Origin of the sequence: Citrobacter sp. Cpo147 (genome assembly GCF_030332405.1) — a bacterium.
Classification (GTDB): Bacteria; Pseudomonadota; Gammaproteobacteria; order Enterobacterales; family Enterobacteriaceae; genus Citrobacter; species Citrobacter portucalensis.
This window is the reverse complement of sequence record NZ_JAOWHX010000030.1, coordinates 880806-897673: the sequence shown is the minus strand read 5'-3', so window position 1 is coordinate 897673 and position 16868 is coordinate 880806. Positions and strand designations below refer to the sequence as shown.

Below are 16868 nucleotides of genomic sequence, written 5' to 3'. Positions count from 1 at the left end.
GTGCCTGATAAGTTTAGGTCGTCAGCGGATGACATTTACCGCAAAAAATTGGTGATGAGCTGTCTGTTTTTTGAACAATTCGCAAAGCGTCAAACAGGTGTAAAAAATCAAATTTCCTTGTTGTGTGTGTTTACCGCGTGGCGTTATGCGGGTATCTTACGCCGCTGTTAAAAGGAGAATGCTATGTCCGCCCTGAAACCGGGATTACACCCACGCAACCGCCACAATGGCCGTTATGATCTTGCGACTTTATGCCAGGTTACGCCCGAGCTGACGCAATTTCTCACCCTCACGCCCGGCGGCGAGCAGAGTGTTGATTTCGCGAATCCGCAGGCAGTAAAGGCGCTCAATAAAGCACTACTGGCGCATTTTTATGCGGTGAAAAACTGGGATATTCCAGATGGTTTTTTGTGTCCGCCGGTGCCTGGTCGTGCTGACTACATACACCATTTGGCCGATCTGTTGAGTGAAACCAGCGGAACCATTCCGGCAAATGCGAGCGTGCTGGACGTGGGAGTTGGGGCAAACTGTATTTATCCACTGATCGGCGTGCATGAATATGGCTGGCGATTCACGGGTAGTGAAACCAGTAGCGAAGCGTTTAACAGCGCTCAGGCGATCGTCAACGCCAATCCGGGATTAACCCGCGCTATTCGTCTGCGTCGCCAGAAAGATGCAACGGCAATCTTCAACGGCATCATTCACAAAAATGAGCAGTATGAAGCCACATTATGTAACCCGCCATTCCATGATTCTGCGGCCTCAGCCCGTGCCGGAAGCGAGCGCAAACGCCGTAATCTGGGACAGGACAAAGACGATGCGCTGAACTTTGGCGGACAGCAGCAGGAGTTGTGGTGTGAAGGCGGTGAAGTGGCGTTCATCAAGAAAATGATTGCTGAAAGCCAGGCCTTTGGTCGCCAGGTGATGTGGTTTACTACACTGGTTTCTCGCGGCGAGAACTTGCCTCCGCTGTACCACGCATTAACGGATGCGGGCGCGGTGAAAGTGGTCAAGAAAGAGATGGCCCAGGGGCAAAAGCAGAGCCGCTTTATTGCCTGGACCTTTATGGATAACGATCAGCGTCGTCGTTTTATGGCGCGTAAACGCTAAAGCGTTGGCTCGGTTGGCGGTAGCGGTTCGCTTGCCGCCGACGCAGGACCATTCCCTGGTGCAGGTAACACTTGATACGTCTGTACCGGGGCGCGTATGTTGGCCAGATCGAAGTATTTCTTCACCTGGCTGTCGAGCGCAAAACGTACCGTCCACTGCTTCAGCGGTAAGGTGGTAAACGAGACCCGTAGCGTGAATGCCGTATTGGTTAATCCTACAATCCCGGCAAACGACGGCTCGCCGATAATCAGCCCGCGAATATCATCTTTTTCCATCACCGCAGCAACTGCGTCTTTCAACGCCTGATTCGCTTTATCCGCATCCTCATGGCGGTCTACGTCGTAATTGGCGACGACCGATCCAATTCCACGCACAAAGTTGGCGAAGGTCGTAATCGATGACCAGGGAATGATATGGTACGCCCCGGTGTCCTGACGCACGCCCACAGAACGAATGGACATTCGTTCAACCGTACCGGTGAGTGGACCGATGGTCACCAGGTCGCCGGTGTTCATGCCATTTTCAAACTGAATAAAAATCCCGGTAATAATATCTTTTACCAGCGTTTGCGAGCCGAAAGAGATAGCCAACCCCAGCGCCCCGGCCCCGGCCAGCAATGGGGCGATATTAACGCCAATTTCCGACAGCACAATCATGATGGTGATCGTGCTGATGATCACCGCCAGCGCGTTGCGAAACAGCGTCAACAGGGTTCGGGTACGAGCGCTGGGTAGCGGGCGTCCGTGAATATCGGAAGCCAGACGATTTTCAATCAGGCTGGCAAGGATCGTCCAGCCGATGGCGGAGAAGAATAAAATCAGCGCGATACGGATCAGAATATCCACCGTTTTTTCTCCTGCGCCGTAATGCAGCCAGTTCCAGAAGTCGAACAATCCCCAGGCATTCAATAGCAGCATCACCGCAACGCACACCGTCAGGATCCTGGCCACGCTTAACGCCGTCGACAGCCAGCCATTCAGTCGTTTTTGTAATTCCGGATAGCTGCGCTGGGTGTGTGGCGAAAGGGTAATAGTTTTGGCTATCCAGCGGGAAAACATGCCGGAAACAAAGGCGGCAATTCCAATGATTACCAGGCTGCGCAGCGTAGCGCCCATCATGAATTTCAGGCTGTTGCCCGGATCAAACAGCGAAAAGAAAAACAGCACAATGAAGTAGGCGCTGGCCAGCCAGTGCCATACCAACGCAAAGGCACGGATAAACAGGCTGAAAAAAGCTAACGATCTTTCTGCCAGATTCTGTAAATGCAGCGTTATCTCTTTCTTGTTTCTGAAAATCAGGTACAGCGCCCATAGCGTGATACACAGCATGATGATGACGTTAGCCATCGCGCCGACCTGAACATTGACCTGATTGGAGATAATGGGAACGGCAACTATAAGCCCGTAACCAATCAAACTGCTTAATGAACTCAAACGCCGATTCCAGTAGCGCGCACCGGCATCCTGAATGTTAAACGGGCGTAGTTCAGCCACCGTTGGGCAAAATATCAGACGCAAAATGGCTTTGAAGAACTCAATCAGGGCAAAGGCATTGAGAAACAGGCTTTGCTGAAAGGCGATGGTGCGACTGCCGGCATTCATTCTGTCGCTCAGTATCTGCCCGACAAACAATGTCAGCGCCAGCAGAAGCAAATCAATAATGAATGCGCCAACGATCATCGCCGGAAGCTGCAGCCAGTTGCTGCGTTCGCGGTTTTTCCGCCGTGCCCATTGCCCCATTTTGCGATACAGAGGCAGCGCGCACAGGCGGATCAGCCAGTAAAACCCGAACACTGACGCCGCCAGCATTAAAAAATGAGTCAGGGCATTGGTGAACGTTTGCGAGTTAAAGGTCTTGTGCGGTGCATCGGTAATATTGCGATAAAGCTGGGCAAAGCGGCTGGAGAGCGCCTCACCGTAGTGCCGGGTGACATCCGTGACGTTTTCCAGTACCGTTTTTTCTTCCGTTAACGTGGGTGGGACAATGGTTGGCACCGGCTCAGCAGGGGGCGCAGTTGCCACTTTGCGTAATTGATCGATCAGTTCCTTCCGCGAGGTGTCATTTTCCAGCACATCAGCCAGTGCGCCGTAAGCCGCTTTCTTCTGTTCAACATCTGGCTCCTTTGCCGGGGCGGTTTGTGCGTTGGTTGACGTTGGCGTGGTGACGCCAGGTATCGTCACTGCTTGTGCCGGAAGACTCAACAGACAAACAAAGATGAACAGGATCCAGCGCATGACTCCTCCCATGAGAAAATAAATTCAAAAGGATAAGTATAGATGTCAGGGCGGGAGGGAATTGAAATGAGAGGATTCTGGTGAAAAACCTCCCTTCGGGCGAAGGGAGGTTGAGCTATCAGGAAACGTGCTGCAAGAATTCCTGTAAGCGTTGGCTGGGTGGATTTTCAATCAGGGCCTGCGGATTACCGTCTTCGGCAATTCGTCCCTTATCAATGAAAATCAGGCGTGAAGCCACTTTTTCGGCAAAGCCAATTTCGTGGGTCACAATCACCATGGTCATCCCTTCTTCCGCCAGGTCCTGCATAACTTTCAGAACTTCATGGCGCAGTTCCGGGTCGAGTGCTGAGGTTGGCTCATCAAACAGCATCATTTTCGGTTTTACCGCCAGCGCACGGGCGATAGCCACACGCTGTTGTTGACCGCCGGACAGTTCAGAAGGGTAGTGATGTGCACGTTCGGCCAGACCCACTTTTGCCAGCAGCTCTTTCGCCAGTTTCTCGGCCTGTTCTTTATTCGCCCCGCGTACGCGCTGCGGTCCAAACATGACGTTTTCCAGCGCCGTCAGATGTGGGAACAGGTAAAACTGCTGAAATACCATTCCGGCTTCCTGACGGATTAAGCGCTCGTCTACCTTCGGATCGTTTACTTTCAGACCGTCGACGATCAGATCGCCGGAGGTTATCTCTTCCAGCTTGTTAATGCAGCGCAGCAGGGTAGATTTACCGGATCCTGACGGCCCGATAATCACCACGACTTCACCCTGCTGAATGTTCAGGTCAATATTGTGCAGCACCTGGGTTGGACCAAAGTGCTTAGAAACGTTTTTAAATTCAATCACAGGATTTTCATCCTTCTTTCCAGACGACGCAGAATGAAGCTCAGCACCAGCGTAATGATCAGATAGAACACCGCAACGGCGCTCCAGATTTCCAGTGCGCGGAAGTTACCGGCAATGATTTCCTGGCCCTGACGGGTCAGTTCAGCGACGCCAATGACAATAAACAGCGAGGTATCTTTAATGCTGATGATCCACTGGTTGCCCAGCGGCGGCAGCATACGACGCAGTGCGAGAGGTAAAATAACGTGGCGGATAGTCTCTGTGCGTGAAAGTCCAAGCGCCAAACCGGCTTCGCTGAACCCTTTATGGATTGAGAGCACCGCACCGCGGGTGATTTCCGCAATATAGGCCCCGGAGTTGATCATGATGGTGACAACGGCGGCACTAAAGGGGTCAATGCGTAAATCGTTAAATGCCATTGGCAGAGCGAAGTAAATAAACATTACCTGCACAACGATTGGTGTACCGCGAATGACTTCGATAAACACCAGCGCTACGTGGTTGGCGATCCAACCGCCAAAAGTGCGCGCAAACCCTGCTGCAAGTCCGATTATCAGACCGCCAGCCAGACCGAGGACCGAGATCCACAGGGTCATTTTGGCGCCTTCAATCAAAAGCGGGATGGCGGGCCAGATGGCACTCCAGTCAAACTGCATATGTCGTTCCTGTTACCGTGGTGTAAATATTCAAATGCCCGTTTTGCCGGATGTGCTGTGCTTATCCGGCCTACAGGTCTCAAAAATCCAGGCGTAGGCCCGGTAAGCATCACGCTACCGGGCAACGCTGCCGGTTATTATTTAGGTTCAGTACCGAACCATTTTTTGTAGATTTCGTTGTAAGTACCGTTCTCTTTCAGCGTTTTCAGTGCGCCGTTCACTTTCTCACGCAGGTCGTCGCTGCCTTTCGGGAAGGCGATACCGTACTGCTGGGCTTCCAGCGATTCGCCTACAGCTTTGAACTGACCATTGCCAGCTGTTTTGATGAAGTAAAGAATGTTTGGTGTGTCGTGCAGTACAGCGTCTGCGCGGTTGGTGCCCAGTTCCATATATGCGTTATCGATGTTCGGGAACTGACGCAGGTCTTTGGTTTTGATATTCGCTTTCGCGTAATCAACGGAACCGGTGCCACTCTTAACCGCAACGACTTTACCATCCAGATCTTTTACGCTTTTGACGTCGTTGTTATTCGCTTTCACCATCACTAACAGACCGCTTTTGTAGTAGCCGTCGGAGAAGTCGATCGCTTTTTTACGCTCATCGGTGATGGTGATACCTGCCAGTGCCAGGTCGATATTTTTGGTTTGCAGAGCCGGGATGATGCCGCTGAAATCCATTGGTTTCAGTTCATAATCCAGTTTCAGTTCTTTGGCCACGGCAGCCCACAGATCCACATCAAAACCAACGTATTTGTCACCCTGTTTGAATTCAAACGGTACAAACGCGGTGTCGGTTGCGACAACCAGTTTCTTGTCTGCGGCATGGGAGGACACCGCAAAAGCCAGGGTAAGTGCAGCCAGTGAAACTTTTAATACAGACTTCATAGGATTTCCTTTTATATCCACGGGGCGATCCCCTGCGAGAACATATGGCTTAATGAAAAAATCGTGCCAATTTTGCAACTCATTGTTTTAACAAGAGGGTGTCTCGTTTTGTTGCACAATAAGTAGGGCAAAGCGAGTAATCTGCACTGTTTTGGGGCACTCATTTGGTGCGAACCAGTCACGGTGCAAACGGTATGACTATTTAGCGTAAAAATTGTTGATAAAACAATCTTTCGTTAACGATTGTGTGAGGTGATTATTACAAATAATTTACTTTGGAGTGACGAATGATCAATGTTATGCACCATAGATGTGCAAAACCCCCGCCGGAGCGAGGGTTATATAGGTAATTCTTATGTCTGCTGTTACTCAATGTTGGCTTCGATAAACCACAGGAATTTATCGAGGTCGCGAGAAGCTGCGGTAAAGATATCCGCGGTATCTTCGTCTTTTGCTTCGCTGATAGCTTTACGTACGCTGTTTGCAACTACGGCATAACGTTCGGCCAGCTCTTTTAAGTGGTCCTGTACGCTATGGATATCCAGCGGGTAACTTTTCAGAGGCGTTTTGCTATTAATAACCTGAGTTGTGCCCAGTGCCACACCGCCCAACTGTACGGCGCGTTCAGCCATGGTGTCGAGGTGATCGGTCAAAGCTGTACGGAAGCCATCCAGCATTTCATGTACTGCAATGAAGTTTGCACCGCGCATGTTCCAGTGAGCCTGTTTGGTGATCAATGACAGGTCAATGAATTGGATTACTTGCTGATTCAGCAGTTCTACGGTCGCTTTCTTTTCGCTATCAGACACATCGTTGCGGGTATAAAGGAGGGCGGATGCTTTTGTTTTTACCAGTTTCGCGGTACTCATATTTTCATATCCTCTTGATATTTATGTCCCAACTCTTCAACGGAATTAAGTATAGCGCTAAATTTGGATTTTTGTTTCCGGTGTTGCCTATCACTTTAATAGCGAAGACGAGGGTAAATATAAAATATCAAATAAAATCAATGCAATGAGTGTTTTGTTACTTGTGTGGTGTTATTTTTATGTTAATTTTAAGATTAAATGAAATATGCGGATGAGAAAATTATATTTATTAGAATTATTATCACGCAGATTTACAATTGGATATTCTGCATGATTATGCAAACCATGCAGAATATTACGTGGTTAATTCACGTCGACTTGTTTTATTTGTGGCTCTTTACGAATAGTGAGCGTAGAGCCCATTGATGCGACAATAATGGCGCCCAGAGCGAACGTCTGGATAAGCGTCAGCGTTTCACCGAGGAAGATCATTCCGGAAATCGCGGCCAGCGCGGGTTCCATGCTCATCAATGTACCGAAAGTACGCGTAGGCAGGCGCGTTAACGCAATCATCTCCAGCGAATAGGGAAGCGCAGTAGAGAGGACTGCAATGGCCAGACCTAACGGCAAAATGGACCAGTGCCACAGGGCATCTCCGGCCTGGAGTGCGCCGATTGGTACAAATACCAGTGCTGCAATAAATGACCCTACCGCGACGGTCGCAGGACCGTGTTCCGCGCCGGCTCGCTGCCCGGTAAGAATATAGATGGCCCAGCAGGCGCCAGCCCCCAGCGCCAGTGCAGCACCCGTTAAATCTACGTGAGAAACGTCCTGACCCAGAGGCAGCAGGAACCAAAGCCCGAGCACTGCCAACGCAACCCAAATGAAATCCACCGGGCGTCGGGATGAAAACAGCGCTACCGCGAGCGGGCCGGTAAATTCCAGCGCCACGGCGATTCCCAGTGGGACGGTTTGGATTGACAGGTAGAAAAGGTAGTTCATCCCGCCCAGAGACAGGCCATAAAACAGTAGCGGCAGGCGTTGTTCTTTGGCGAATCGTAAACGCCAGGGCTTAAAGAAAGTGATAAGAATGAGCGTACCCAGCGCAAGGCGCAGCGCGGTAACGCCTGGCGCACCGACGAGTGGGAACAACGATTTTGCCAGTGATGCTCCGCTTTGAATGGAGGACATAGCAATAAGCAAAACCAAAATAGGCAACCAGACTGGCGCTTTACGTGACAACCCCGGCATCCTTTCTCCTGTCAAATGATGATTACACATCTCCATCTGTGCCACGCTTCAGCATTGTTACGACGCAGATGATTTTATGTATAGAAAAGTAAAACAGCGAGTGTAATGGAATTACGCTCAACTGGTTGAGTATTCGTTGAAAAAAAAATTGCTCAGTTCCGTACAATGGCATGAAAACGATGGATTAATAATCTGTGTGATTAGGAATGTTCTGGATGAATGTGCCATATTGTGCGCGCAATAATGGTATTTTCAATTGAAAAAGTGATGTTAATTGAAAGAGATAGCGGGTTTTTGAAATGTTCTGTTACATGAAAGACCCCGTTAGACATCGCGAATCGCAAAGAGTTTCCCATCAATTTTTGGTATATTTAAAACTTAAGATTTACTTGAAGCACATTTGAGGTGGTTATGAAAAAAATTGCATGTCTTTCAGCACTGGCCGCTGTTCTGGCTTTCTCCGCAGGTACTGCTGTAGCTGCTACTTCTACCGTTACCGGTGGTTACGCTCAGAGCGATGCTCAGGGCGCAGCGAACAAAATGAACGGTTTCAACCTGAAGTATCGCTACGAGCAGGACAACAACCCGCTGGGTGTTATCGGTTCCTTCACTTACACTGAAAAAGATCGTACCGATGCTTCTGGCGACTACAACAAAACCCAATACTACGGCATCACTGCTGGTCCGGCTTACCGTCTGAACGACTGGGCAAGCATCTACGGCGTTGTGGGTGTTGGTTACGGTAAATTCCAGAACGTAGAATCTTCGACTTACAACCACAGCACCAGCGACTACGGTTTCTCTTATGGTGCGGGCCTGCAGTTCAACCCGATCGAAAACGTTGCTCTGGACTTCTCCTACGAGCAGAGCCGTATTCGTAGCGTTGACGTTGGCACCTGGATTGCTGGCGTGGGTTACCGCTTCTAATCACTTCGGTGATATGAAAAATCCGCCTCTTGGGGCGGATTTTTTTTGTCTGTAATCCTGGAAGGAAGTTCGTTGTAGGCCGGATAAGACACAGTGCGTCTTATCCGGCCTACAAGCGTATTATTTGGTTGAGAAAATATCGGTACCCAGATGGTTGTAGTCCACCTTCTGCAGTTTGAAGTTGGTGATGTACACCGGCCCGGCTTTTTTCTCTGAGATAAAGCGGTAGCTGTTGGTGATTTCCTTTGCGCTGATCCCTGTCCACTGCGAGAAAAAACTGAGGAAATCATTGGCGGAGCGACGGGCTTTAATCACCCGATGCGCTTTATCATCGCTCGAAAGCACCATGAAAGGCACCTGGAAATTCTGCTGGAACTGATCGTCATGCGCCAGGTACTGCACCTCTTTTCCCCGCTCTTTAAACGCGAGGCCATGATCGGAGAAATAGACCATCGAGAAGCTATTACCGCTGTTACGTAACTGCTCGTAAAGCTGGCGAAGCAGGTCATCCGTCTGCGTCATGGTGTACAGATAACAAGATGTCTCTTTTGACTGGACGAAAGTCTCGTATTTACCCTGTGTTCGGTCACAGGCCTGCGGATGCGAGCCCATTAAATGCAGCACGATGAGCTGTGGCTGAGTGCGCTCGGTTGCCAGCACCTGGGCAGTCATCTTCAACAGCGCTTCGTCACGGGTGTTTTTATCCGCTTCGAAGTCACCGCTTTTGAGGAACTGAACCTCATCAGCGCGCTTCGCAATGCTGGCGATGGCCGTATCGTATTCACCAATCTGTCCCTGATTGGAAAACCACCATGTCTGGAAGCCCGCACGGTTAGCCAGGGTGACAAAGTTATCCTGGAACTGGGGTTTATTATCCACTACCCGATTAAGCGTTAAGCCGAGCGATTTTTGCGTTGAACCGCTGGCAGCAATGTAATCCGCGAAGATATAGCCGTTAACGGAGCTGGCAAACGGGGTGTTATCCCAGTGACCGCCAAACGCGCCTAACGCATCGCGGCGGGCGCTTTCACCGATCACCACGACGTAGGTGTGATACTTCGGTTTAACGGCGGTTACCGTCCAGCTGTCTTTTACGCTCGACAGTTTCGCCATACGCTCTTGTTCGTCGAGCACTTCGTTGTTATTGACGATAACGTCCTTGGCGAAACGGAAAACCGGATAGCCAGTATCTTTCAGCTTGAACACGCCGCCCCAGGCCAGGTTTTGTACCGGGGTAACAAAGAATGCGACAACGCTGAACAGCAAACAAATGCTGTCGAACTTATTCCAGCTGCGCTGCTGCACATCTTTTTTACGGCGTACGGCGATAACGCCAAGGGCAAAAATAAACACTCCAACCAGATAACTGTACCAGGGGAAGATGGTCAGGATCTCGGTTGACTCTTCCATATTGGTTGAGTGCAGCGCCAGTAAGGTATTGAAGTTCGGTGAGCCGTAAGCCTGGCCGAACGGAAAATACATTGCCGCAACGAGTGAGCAAATGCCAATCAGTGCTTTCTGCGCGCGCGGCGCGCTACGCCACAGCAGCATCAATATACAGGTGAAAGCAACGCTATAGAGCAGGCTAAGTGGATAGCCCAGTGCAAGGTTGATCAGCAGAGACTGTAAGAAATAGAGGCCAGTCCACGGACTAATTGCCCGGCTACGAGCAATGATTGAATCTTTGAGGGTTAAATTCATATGCCACTGTTACAAAAACGCCATGTGCTTACCCTGGCGCTAAGGGTCATTGCCTGCCTGAGAGAGCGAGAAGAGGGATAGGGTCCGCATCCGCGAGCCGCAATATACGCAGGGCTGCGAAAAGATAGAGTGTGCGCAAGAGAAGGTCAACTACTACAAAGAAATTGTTTTGCGAGGGGCGTGGCAAAACTGACAAAAAGAAGGGTTATTGAGACGAAAACCACCACCGTACCCGGATGACGGTAGGAAAATGAAGCGGCGTACCGCGACGCCGCATTATTTTTCTGAAGGTTTATCCTGCTCTGGTTTGCTGTTAATCATGTCACACAGCATAGAGATCAGCATCAACCGTACTTTAAAGGGAGAGTGGCTAAACACGCGTATACACCTCTTAAATTCATTCATGTAAACCTCCTGACTTCACGATCCCATCAGTCCTTGAGGGATGCCTTTATTATATACAGATATAGCACAGGCTATATTATATAGCTATTGCTAAAACGTTAATTTTTTGTGCCCACGCAACTCTGGTTTACAATGAGCGCTCTCTAATCAGATGCCGTTAACGCGTCACAGTAACGAGGAAGCAGAATGAGTCGTCGCGCAGGTATGCCAACAACAAAAAAAGTGACGCAATTGGTGAATGTCGAAGAACACGTTGAAGGATTTCGTCAGGTCCGGGAGGCGCATCGCCGCGAACTGATTGATGACTACGTAGAGCTGATTTCCGATCTCATTATTGAGGTGGGTGAAGCGCGCCAGGTGGATATGGCAGCGCGACTTGGGGTTTCTCAGCCGACGGTTGCTAAAATGCTTAAGCGCCTTGCTTCAGTCGGATTGATTGAAATGATTCCGTGGCGTGGGGTGTTTTTAACCGCAGAAGGTGAACGACTAGCCCAGGAGAGCCGGGAACGTCATCAGATTGTGGAAAATTTCCTGTTGATGTTAGGCATCAGCCCGGAAATTGCCCGTCGCGACGCGGAGGGGATGGAGCATCACGTCAGTAAGGAAACGCTGGAGGCTTTTAGCCGGTTTACGCAACAGCAAGGAACTGGCTCTGAATGAGTTTTCCTTTATTACGTGCCTTACAGCGCGATCGTTTTTTCCAGCTGTTAATCATCGTTGGGGTTGTACTGAGTCTGTTCACGCCATTTACGCCCCGGTCCTGGCCAGGGGCGATTGACTGGCACACGATTATCACGCTTAGCGGCCTGATGTTACTGACCAAAGGCGTAGAGCTAAGCGGTTATTTCGATGTGTTAGGGCGCAAGATGACCCGCCGCTTCAAAACAGAGCGCCAGCTGGCGATATTTATGGTGCTGGCGGCGGCGTTGTTGTCGACGTTTCTGACCAACGACGTTGCATTGTTTATTGTTGTTCCGCTAACCATCACGCTGAAAAAATTATGTGCCATTCCGGTGAATCGCCTGATTATCTTTGAGGCGCTGGCGGTAAATGCCGGATCGTTGCTCACGCCAATAGGCAATCCACAAAACATTCTGATGTGGGGACGCTCAGGCTTATCGTTTACCGCGTTTACCTGGCAAATGGCGCCGCTTGCGGGGGCCATGATGCTGACGCTGGTGGTGCTGTGCTGGTTCAGTTTCCCGCCTAAAGCGTTGCACTATCATACCGGTACGCGCGCACCTGACTGGCAACCACGCCTGGTGTGGAGCTGTCTGGCGCTGTATATCGTCTTCCTTGCGGCGCTGGAGTTAAAGCAAGAGCTGTGGGGTCTGGCGATTGTGGCGGCAGGGTTCATGGTGCTGGCGCGTCGCGTGATCCTCAGCGTGGACTGGACGTTGCTGTTAGTGTTTATGGCGATGTTCATTGATGTGCATTTGCTGACGCAGCTCCCGGCCTTGCAGGGGATTACCCACCAGATTGGCACGCTCTCAGCACCGGGACTTTGGTTAACGGCTATTGGCTTGTCGCAGTTTATCAGTAATGTGCCCAGTACGATTTTGCTGCTGAACTATGTCCCGCCGACGCTGCTGCTGGCCTGGGCGGTTAATGTGGGCGGCTTTGGGCTGTTGCCGGGATCGCTGGCGAATCTCATTGCGTTACGGATGGCAAACGACCGACGGATCTGGTGGCGTTTTCATTGGTATTCGGTACCGATGCTGATATGGGCGGCGCTGGTGGGGTATGGTTTGCTGCTGTTGATGTAATTGATGTGGTGTGCCGGATGGCGGCTGGCGCCTAATCCGGCCTACTGCGTTGGTAGGCCCGATAAGCGTAGCGCCATCGGGCATATATAGCAGATTAGTTCAGACGAACCGGCATACCTGAACGGTTCTGTACCGCCTGCTCAACGACGGCCTGATCGACGTCAGACTGGCCGGTGATGCTGGTAATGCTCTTGGTCAGGGTAATCGGTACGATTTCTCCGCCTTCGAACTGTGCTTCAGTCGTAGACAGTGGGTTATGTACTTCGATGTAACGGCTGCCGTCTGGTTCGGTAGTGGCTTTTACCGGCTCATCGATAAACTGTACGCGGGTGCCGACTGGCACATTTTCAAACAGGAATTTGATGTCGTCGTTACGCAGACGCACGCAACCGTGGCTGACGCGTAAGCCGACGCCGAAGTTAGCATTGGTGCCGTGGATGGCATACAGGCGACCGATATACAGCGCGTACAGACCCATCGGGTTATCCGGACCCGCCGGAACAACGGCTGGCAGCGGCTCGCCTGCAGCGCGGTATTCCGCATGCATTTTCGCCGTTGGCGTCCAGGTTGGGCCCGCTTTTTTACGTTCTACTTTGGTGGTCCAGTTGATTGGCGTGTCTTTGCCCAGCTGGCCGATACCGATCGGCAGAACAATTACGGTGTTGGTGCCTTTCGGGTAGTAGTACAGACGCATTTCAGCGCTGTTGATAACAATACCTTCATGCACAGTATCCGGCAGGATCAACTGCTGAGGAATGTTCAGCACGGTGCCGCCTTTCGGCAGGAAGGTATCCACGCCCGGGTTGGCTTCCAGCATGTTAGACAGACCCATCTGGTACTCTGCCGCATAGTATTCCAGCGGCTGGGTGTTGCCTTCAGGAATGGTGATAACCTGGTTTTGGCCAATTAAACGACTACCATCGGTAGGCAGCGGGTATGTGACGGCTGAAGCAGTGTTACAAAAACCAACTACCGCGAGCGCCGCCGCGAAAAGCGTTGTCAATTTCATATTCATTTTTGCGAGATTCTGAAGCCAAGCAGGCTAGTGGGTTGAGATTTATGTAGTGTTGGGCACGCATTATATGTGCATTCTGAGCAACAAGGAATTCGGATGTGTACTAAATCACATTTTTTTCCTTTTGCTTTCACTTTATCTGCGCAGCATGAACGGCGCGATCTTATTGCAGACTTATGGCATAATAAGCGGTTTGTCACATATTTCTTTCTCTTTCAGGATACGCCTGTGTTAGTTTCCAGCAACGTCACTATGCAGTTCGGCAGTAAGCCGCTGTTTGAAAATATTTCCGTCAAGTTTGGCGGCGGCAATCGTTACGGCCTGATTGGCGCGAACGGTAGCGGTAAATCCACCTTTATGAAAATTCTCGGCGGCGACCTCGAACCGACGCTGGGTAACGTTTCACTCGATCCGAACGAGCGCATCGGTAAGCTGCGTCAGGATCAGTTCGCCTTTGAAGAGTTCACCGTGCTTGACACCGTTATTATGGGTCATGCTGAACTGTGGGAAGTGAAGCAGGAGCGCGATCGTATCTACGGCCTGGCCGAGATGAGCGAAGAAGACGGCTATAAAGTGGCTGACCTCGAAGTTCAGTATGGCGAAATGGACGGCTACTCTGCGGAAGCGCGTGCGGGTGAACTGCTGCTGGGCGTAGGCATTCCGGTAGAACAGCATTACGGCCCGATGAGCGAAGTCGCGCCCGGCTGGAAGCTGCGTGTGCTTCTGGCGCAGGCGCTGTTCTCTAACCCGGACATTCTGCTGCTCGACGAACCAACGAACAACCTGGATATCGACACTATCCGCTGGCTGGAGCAGACGCTGAACGAGCGTGACAGCACCATGATTATCATTTCGCACGACCGTCACTTCCTGAACATGGTCTGTACGCACATGGCGGATCTGGACTACGGCGAACTGCGTGTTTATCCGGGTAACTACGACGAATACATGACGGCGGCAACCCAGGCGCGTGAACGTCTGCTGGCCGATAACGCCAAGAAGAAAGCACAGATTGCCGATCTGCAATCCTTCGTCAGCCGCTTTAGCGCCAACGCGTCTAAATCTCGACAGGCGACTTCTCGTGCGCGTCAGATTGATAAGATTAAGCTCGACGAAGTGAAAGCGTCCAGCCGTCAGAACCCGTTTATCCGCTTCGAACAGGATAAGAAACTGTTCCGTAACGCGCTGGAAGTGGAAGCGCTGGCGAAAGGTTTTGATGAAGGCCCGCTGTTTAAAAACTTCAACCTGCTGCTGGAAGTAGGGGAGAAGGTTGCCATCATTGGTGCCAACGGCGTGGGTAAATCCACTATGCTGAAAACGTTGGTTGGCGACTTGCAGCCGGACAACGGTACCGTTAAGTGGTCTGAGAACGCCCAGGTCGGTTACTACGCACAGGATCATGAATACGAGTTCGAAAACGATCTGACTGTTTTCGAATGGATGAGCCAGTGGAAACAAGAAGGCGATGATGAGCAGGTAGTACGTAGCTTCCTTGGCCGTCTGCTGTTCAGCCAGGACGATATCAAGAAACCTGCGAAAGTGCTCTCCGGTGGTGAAAAAGGACGCATGCTGTTCGGTAAACTGATGATGCAGAAACCGAATATCCTGGTTATGGATGAACCGACCAACCACCTGGATATGGAATCTATCGAGTCGCTGAACATGGCGCTGGAAATGTACCAGGGCACGCTGATCTTCGTTTCTCACGACCGTGAGTTCGTCAGCTCGCTGGCAACCCGCGTGATTGAAATTACGCCAGAACGTGTAATTGACTTCACCGGTAACTACGAAGATTACCTGCGTAGCAAAGGCGTCGAATAATTATCCCGTCGTTCTCGTGTTACAGGTGTGATGGTTGCACCTGTAACACGGGATACTTAGGGATAAGGGTATATAAAATTAAACAATCCCCAGCGCGCGTTTACCGTGGATATTCAAATCCTCCAGCGTGAAGCGTCCTTCCCAGTTAGTTTCATAATCCTCCCGTGGAAAATCACCCGGCGACGCACCCTTTTCCAGCGCGACCTTCACTTTGTGGGCGTAGGCCAGATTCTTTTCGCACATCGGTGCGGCAGGAATGTACATCACGTTACCCCAACCCTGCTGATTTTCCACCGGTGCGACGGAGTGAATCACATCACAATGCCACCAGACGGAGTCTCCGGCGTCCAGTTGTGGAATGCTGGTTAGCGCTTCAATCAGCAGCGGATGCCATTGCGTGGAAATCGGCAGCACCCGGCCGGGCGCGACGCCGCAAAGTTCATCTTCTGGCACATCGTCAAGCAATGGGCGTAACAGTACATACGCCATCGCTTCAGGGATCGGGACCACATGCAACAATCCCTGACCTGGCAGCATATCGGACAGTGCAGTCCAGCCCTGGAAGGTACGGAATACCGAACATTTGGTGGTGTTATCCACCGTGTACTCTTCTACCTCGGTGCGATGCGCCGCCTGCCACGGATCGTAATCTTCCAGCTTGCCATTGAATACATGAGCAAAGACCTGCTGATATGCCGGAAGAAGCCAGCGTTCCAGCGCGCCGGAATCCGTATGCGCGCCCAGCCCTTTGGACGTGGTTCCCGGCGGTCGACGGCGAATGCGGTCAGGGTAAATAACGCTGACATCCGGGTTAAACCATTGTTTACCTTCGCTTGTAAAGGTCCACAAACGATTGAGAAACGACTGTGCATTGGCCATTTCTTCACTCTGGCGGGCCTGCATCTGCGCCTGGGACCAGTAGATGGGGTAGATTTCAGGTCGTGATGCGCTCAGGGTACCGAAGAAATTATCGCCTGGTCCTTTATAGACGTCGTCAAAGTGGTTGCGGTCCAGATAGTCCAGCATTGAGCTGTCCCAGCCGAGAGCCTGTTCGCGAGGGAAATGACCTTTAATAACCGCGCATCCGCGGCGCTTAATTTCTTCACGCTGCTCTGCATTTACGTGGCCAGCTTTGATATCTGCATAAGATATCACTGGCCACACCGGGGCTCCCTGTGCTTTGAGGGCGTTGATTTCTGCCACGCGGGCGGCGATAGCGTCGCTCAACTGATTGAAGATCAACTGAACATCCCCAAGCTGTGCCCGCAGTTGCCGTTTCATCTGCCGGATTGCCGCTTTGTGATCGGCGGGCAGCGTGTCGCTGGTAAAAGTAAAAGCCATATCCACCTCGCATTAACTTTCATTCGAAACAAAAATAACTTACAGATGATAATATAAGTTAAAATTTAGTTAACGCAAGTTTAAAGCTTGATGGAGTGAGCAAAATG

General features: G+C 51.0%; 15 protein-coding genes. 5 read left to right on the top strand and 10 right to left on the bottom strand.

What is annotated here, in order from left to right; translation table 11 throughout:
- Positions 1–183: 183 nt before the first annotated feature.
- A complete protein-coding gene (gene rlmF, locus OGY06_RS06930; RefSeq protein WP_063940657.1) occupies positions 184–1110 on the top strand; it encodes a 23S rRNA (adenine(1618)-N(6))-methyltransferase RlmF in 927 nt (308 codons plus the stop codon).
- On the opposite strand, the gene ybiO is transcribed toward rlmF, so the two are convergent.
- The 6 genes from ybiO to rhtA all read right to left on the bottom strand — a co-directional run bounded on the left by ybiO (position 1107) and on the right by rhtA (position 7785).
- Positions 1107–3344, bottom strand: coding sequence for a mechanosensitive channel protein (gene ybiO / locus OGY06_RS06925; RefSeq protein WP_149384170.1), 2238 nt, complete (start codon positions 3342–3344; stop codon positions 1107–1109). The genes rlmF and ybiO overlap by 4 nt on opposite strands.
- Before the next feature lie 118 nt (positions 3345–3462).
- A complete protein-coding gene (gene glnQ / locus OGY06_RS06920) occupies positions 3463–4185 on the bottom strand; it encodes a glutamine ABC transporter ATP-binding protein GlnQ (protein ID WP_003035246.1) in 723 nt (240 codons plus the stop codon).
- Positions 4182–4841, bottom strand: a complete 660-nt coding sequence (gene glnP, locus OGY06_RS06915) for a glutamine ABC transporter permease GlnP (RefSeq protein ID WP_003035248.1) — start codon at positions 4839–4841, stop codon at positions 4182–4184. The genes glnQ and glnP overlap by 4 nt, the downstream gene beginning before the upstream one ends.
- Positions 4842–4978: 137 nt before the next feature.
- On the bottom strand, positions 4979–5725 hold the full coding sequence (gene glnH, locus OGY06_RS06910; RefSeq protein ID WP_003035251.1) for a glutamine ABC transporter substrate-binding protein GlnH: 747 nt from the start codon (positions 5723–5725) through the stop codon (positions 4979–4981).
- Between the two features lie 365 nt (positions 5726–6090).
- The gene (dps, locus tag OGY06_RS06905) at positions 6091–6594 is read right to left on the bottom strand and encodes a DNA starvation/stationary phase protection protein Dps (protein ID WP_003035253.1); all 504 of its coding nucleotides are present in this window, start codon (positions 6592–6594) and stop codon (positions 6091–6093) included.
- Between the two features lie 303 nt (positions 6595–6897).
- Positions 6898–7785, bottom strand: coding sequence for a threonine/homoserine exporter RhtA (gene rhtA, locus OGY06_RS06900; RefSeq protein WP_003831578.1), 888 nt, complete (start codon positions 7783–7785; stop codon positions 6898–6900).
- A gap of 411 nt (positions 7786–8196) precedes the next feature.
- Between rhtA and ompX the strand changes: the two genes are divergently transcribed.
- Positions 8197–8712 (top strand): outer membrane protein OmpX, encoded by a 516-nt coding sequence (gene ompX / locus OGY06_RS06895; protein ID WP_003831579.1) that lies wholly within the window; start codon positions 8197–8199, stop codon positions 8710–8712.
- A 120-nt stretch (positions 8713–8832) separates the two neighbouring features.
- Here the strand turns inward: ompX and OGY06_RS06890 are convergent, their stop codons facing one another.
- Complete coding sequence (locus tag OGY06_RS06890) at positions 8833–10413, bottom strand: phosphoethanolamine transferase (protein WP_126318725.1); 1581 nt, start codon at positions 10411–10413, stop codon at positions 8833–8835.
- A gap of 276 nt (positions 10414–10689) precedes the next feature.
- Entirely contained in the window at positions 10690–10818 is a 129-nt protein-coding gene (gene mntS / locus OGY06_RS06885) for a manganase accumulation protein MntS (protein WP_003831584.1), read from the bottom strand.
- Between the two features lie 186 nt (positions 10819–11004).
- On the opposite strand from mntS, the gene mntR reads away from it, so the two are divergent.
- The gene (gene mntR / locus OGY06_RS06880; RefSeq protein ID WP_003831586.1) at positions 11005–11478 is read left to right on the top strand and encodes a manganese-binding transcriptional regulator MntR; all 474 of its coding nucleotides are present in this window, start codon (positions 11005–11007) and stop codon (positions 11476–11478) included.
- Positions 11475–12584, top strand: a complete 1110-nt coding sequence (locus tag OGY06_RS06875) for an anion transporter (RefSeq protein ID WP_003831588.1) — start codon at positions 11475–11477, stop codon at positions 12582–12584. Before mntR ends, OGY06_RS06875 begins: the two co-directional genes overlap by 4 nt.
- A gap of 94 nt (positions 12585–12678) precedes the next feature.
- On the opposite strand, the gene ldtB is transcribed toward OGY06_RS06875, so the two are convergent.
- On the bottom strand, positions 12679–13599 hold the full coding sequence (ldtB, locus tag OGY06_RS06870) for a L,D-transpeptidase (protein WP_063940654.1): 921 nt from the start codon (positions 13597–13599) through the stop codon (positions 12679–12681).
- Between the two features lie 228 nt (positions 13600–13827).
- Between ldtB and OGY06_RS06865 the strand changes: the two genes are divergently transcribed.
- Complete coding sequence (locus OGY06_RS06865; protein ID WP_032934551.1) at positions 13828–15420, top strand: ABC-F family ATPase; 1593 nt, start codon at positions 13828–13830, stop codon at positions 15418–15420.
- Between the two features lie 78 nt (positions 15421–15498).
- Here OGY06_RS06865 and OGY06_RS06860 read toward each other — a convergent pair whose 3' ends face one another.
- Positions 15499–16761 carry a DUF1479 domain-containing protein gene (locus tag OGY06_RS06860; protein ID WP_003831596.1) on the bottom strand — a complete coding sequence of 421 codons (1263 nt, stop codon included), beginning with the start codon at positions 16759–16761 and terminating at the stop codon, positions 15499–15501.
- Positions 16762–16868 lie beyond the last annotated feature (107 nt).

Bases quoted from the DNA above. Each gene is read 5' to 3' on its own strand.
- rlmF (WP_063940657.1), top strand. From the start codon at position 184: ATGTCCGCCCTGAAACCGGGATTACACCCACGCAACCGCCACAATGGC.
- ybiO (WP_149384170.1), bottom strand. From the start codon at position 3,344: ATGCGCTGGATCCTGTTCATCTTTGTTTGTCTGTTGAGTCTTCCGGCA.
- glnP (WP_003035248.1), bottom strand. From the start codon at position 4,841: ATGCAGTTTGACTGGAGTGCCATCTGGCCCGCCATCCCGCTTTTGATT.
- glnH (WP_003035251.1), bottom strand. From the start codon at position 5,725: ATGAAGTCTGTATTAAAAGTTTCACTGGCTGCACTTACCCTGGCTTTT.
- dps (WP_003035253.1), bottom strand. From the start codon at position 6,594: ATGAGTACCGCGAAACTGGTAAAAACAAAAGCATCCGCCCTCCTTTAT.
- rhtA (WP_003831578.1), bottom strand. From the start codon at position 7,785: ATGCCGGGGTTGTCACGTAAAGCGCCAGTCTGGTTGCCTATTTTGGTT.
- ompX (WP_003831579.1), top strand. From the start codon at position 8,197: ATGAAAAAAATTGCATGTCTTTCAGCACTGGCCGCTGTTCTGGCTTTC.
- OGY06_RS06890 (WP_126318725.1), bottom strand. From the start codon at position 10,413: ATGAATTTAACCCTCAAAGATTCAATCATTGCTCGTAGCCGGGCAATT.
- mntS (WP_003831584.1), bottom strand. From the start codon at position 10,818: ATGAATGAATTTAAGAGGTGTATACGCGTGTTTAGCCACTCTCCCTTT.
- mntR (WP_003831586.1), top strand. From the start codon at position 11,005: ATGAGTCGTCGCGCAGGTATGCCAACAACAAAAAAAGTGACGCAATTG.
- OGY06_RS06875 (WP_003831588.1), top strand. From the start codon at position 11,475: ATGAGTTTTCCTTTATTACGTGCCTTACAGCGCGATCGTTTTTTCCAG.
- ldtB (WP_063940654.1), bottom strand. From the start codon at position 13,599: ATGAATATGAAATTGACAACGCTTTTCGCGGCGGCGCTCGCGGTAGTT.
- OGY06_RS06860 (WP_003831596.1), bottom strand. From the start codon at position 16,761: ATGGCTTTTACTTTTACCAGCGACACGCTGCCCGCCGATCACAAAGCG.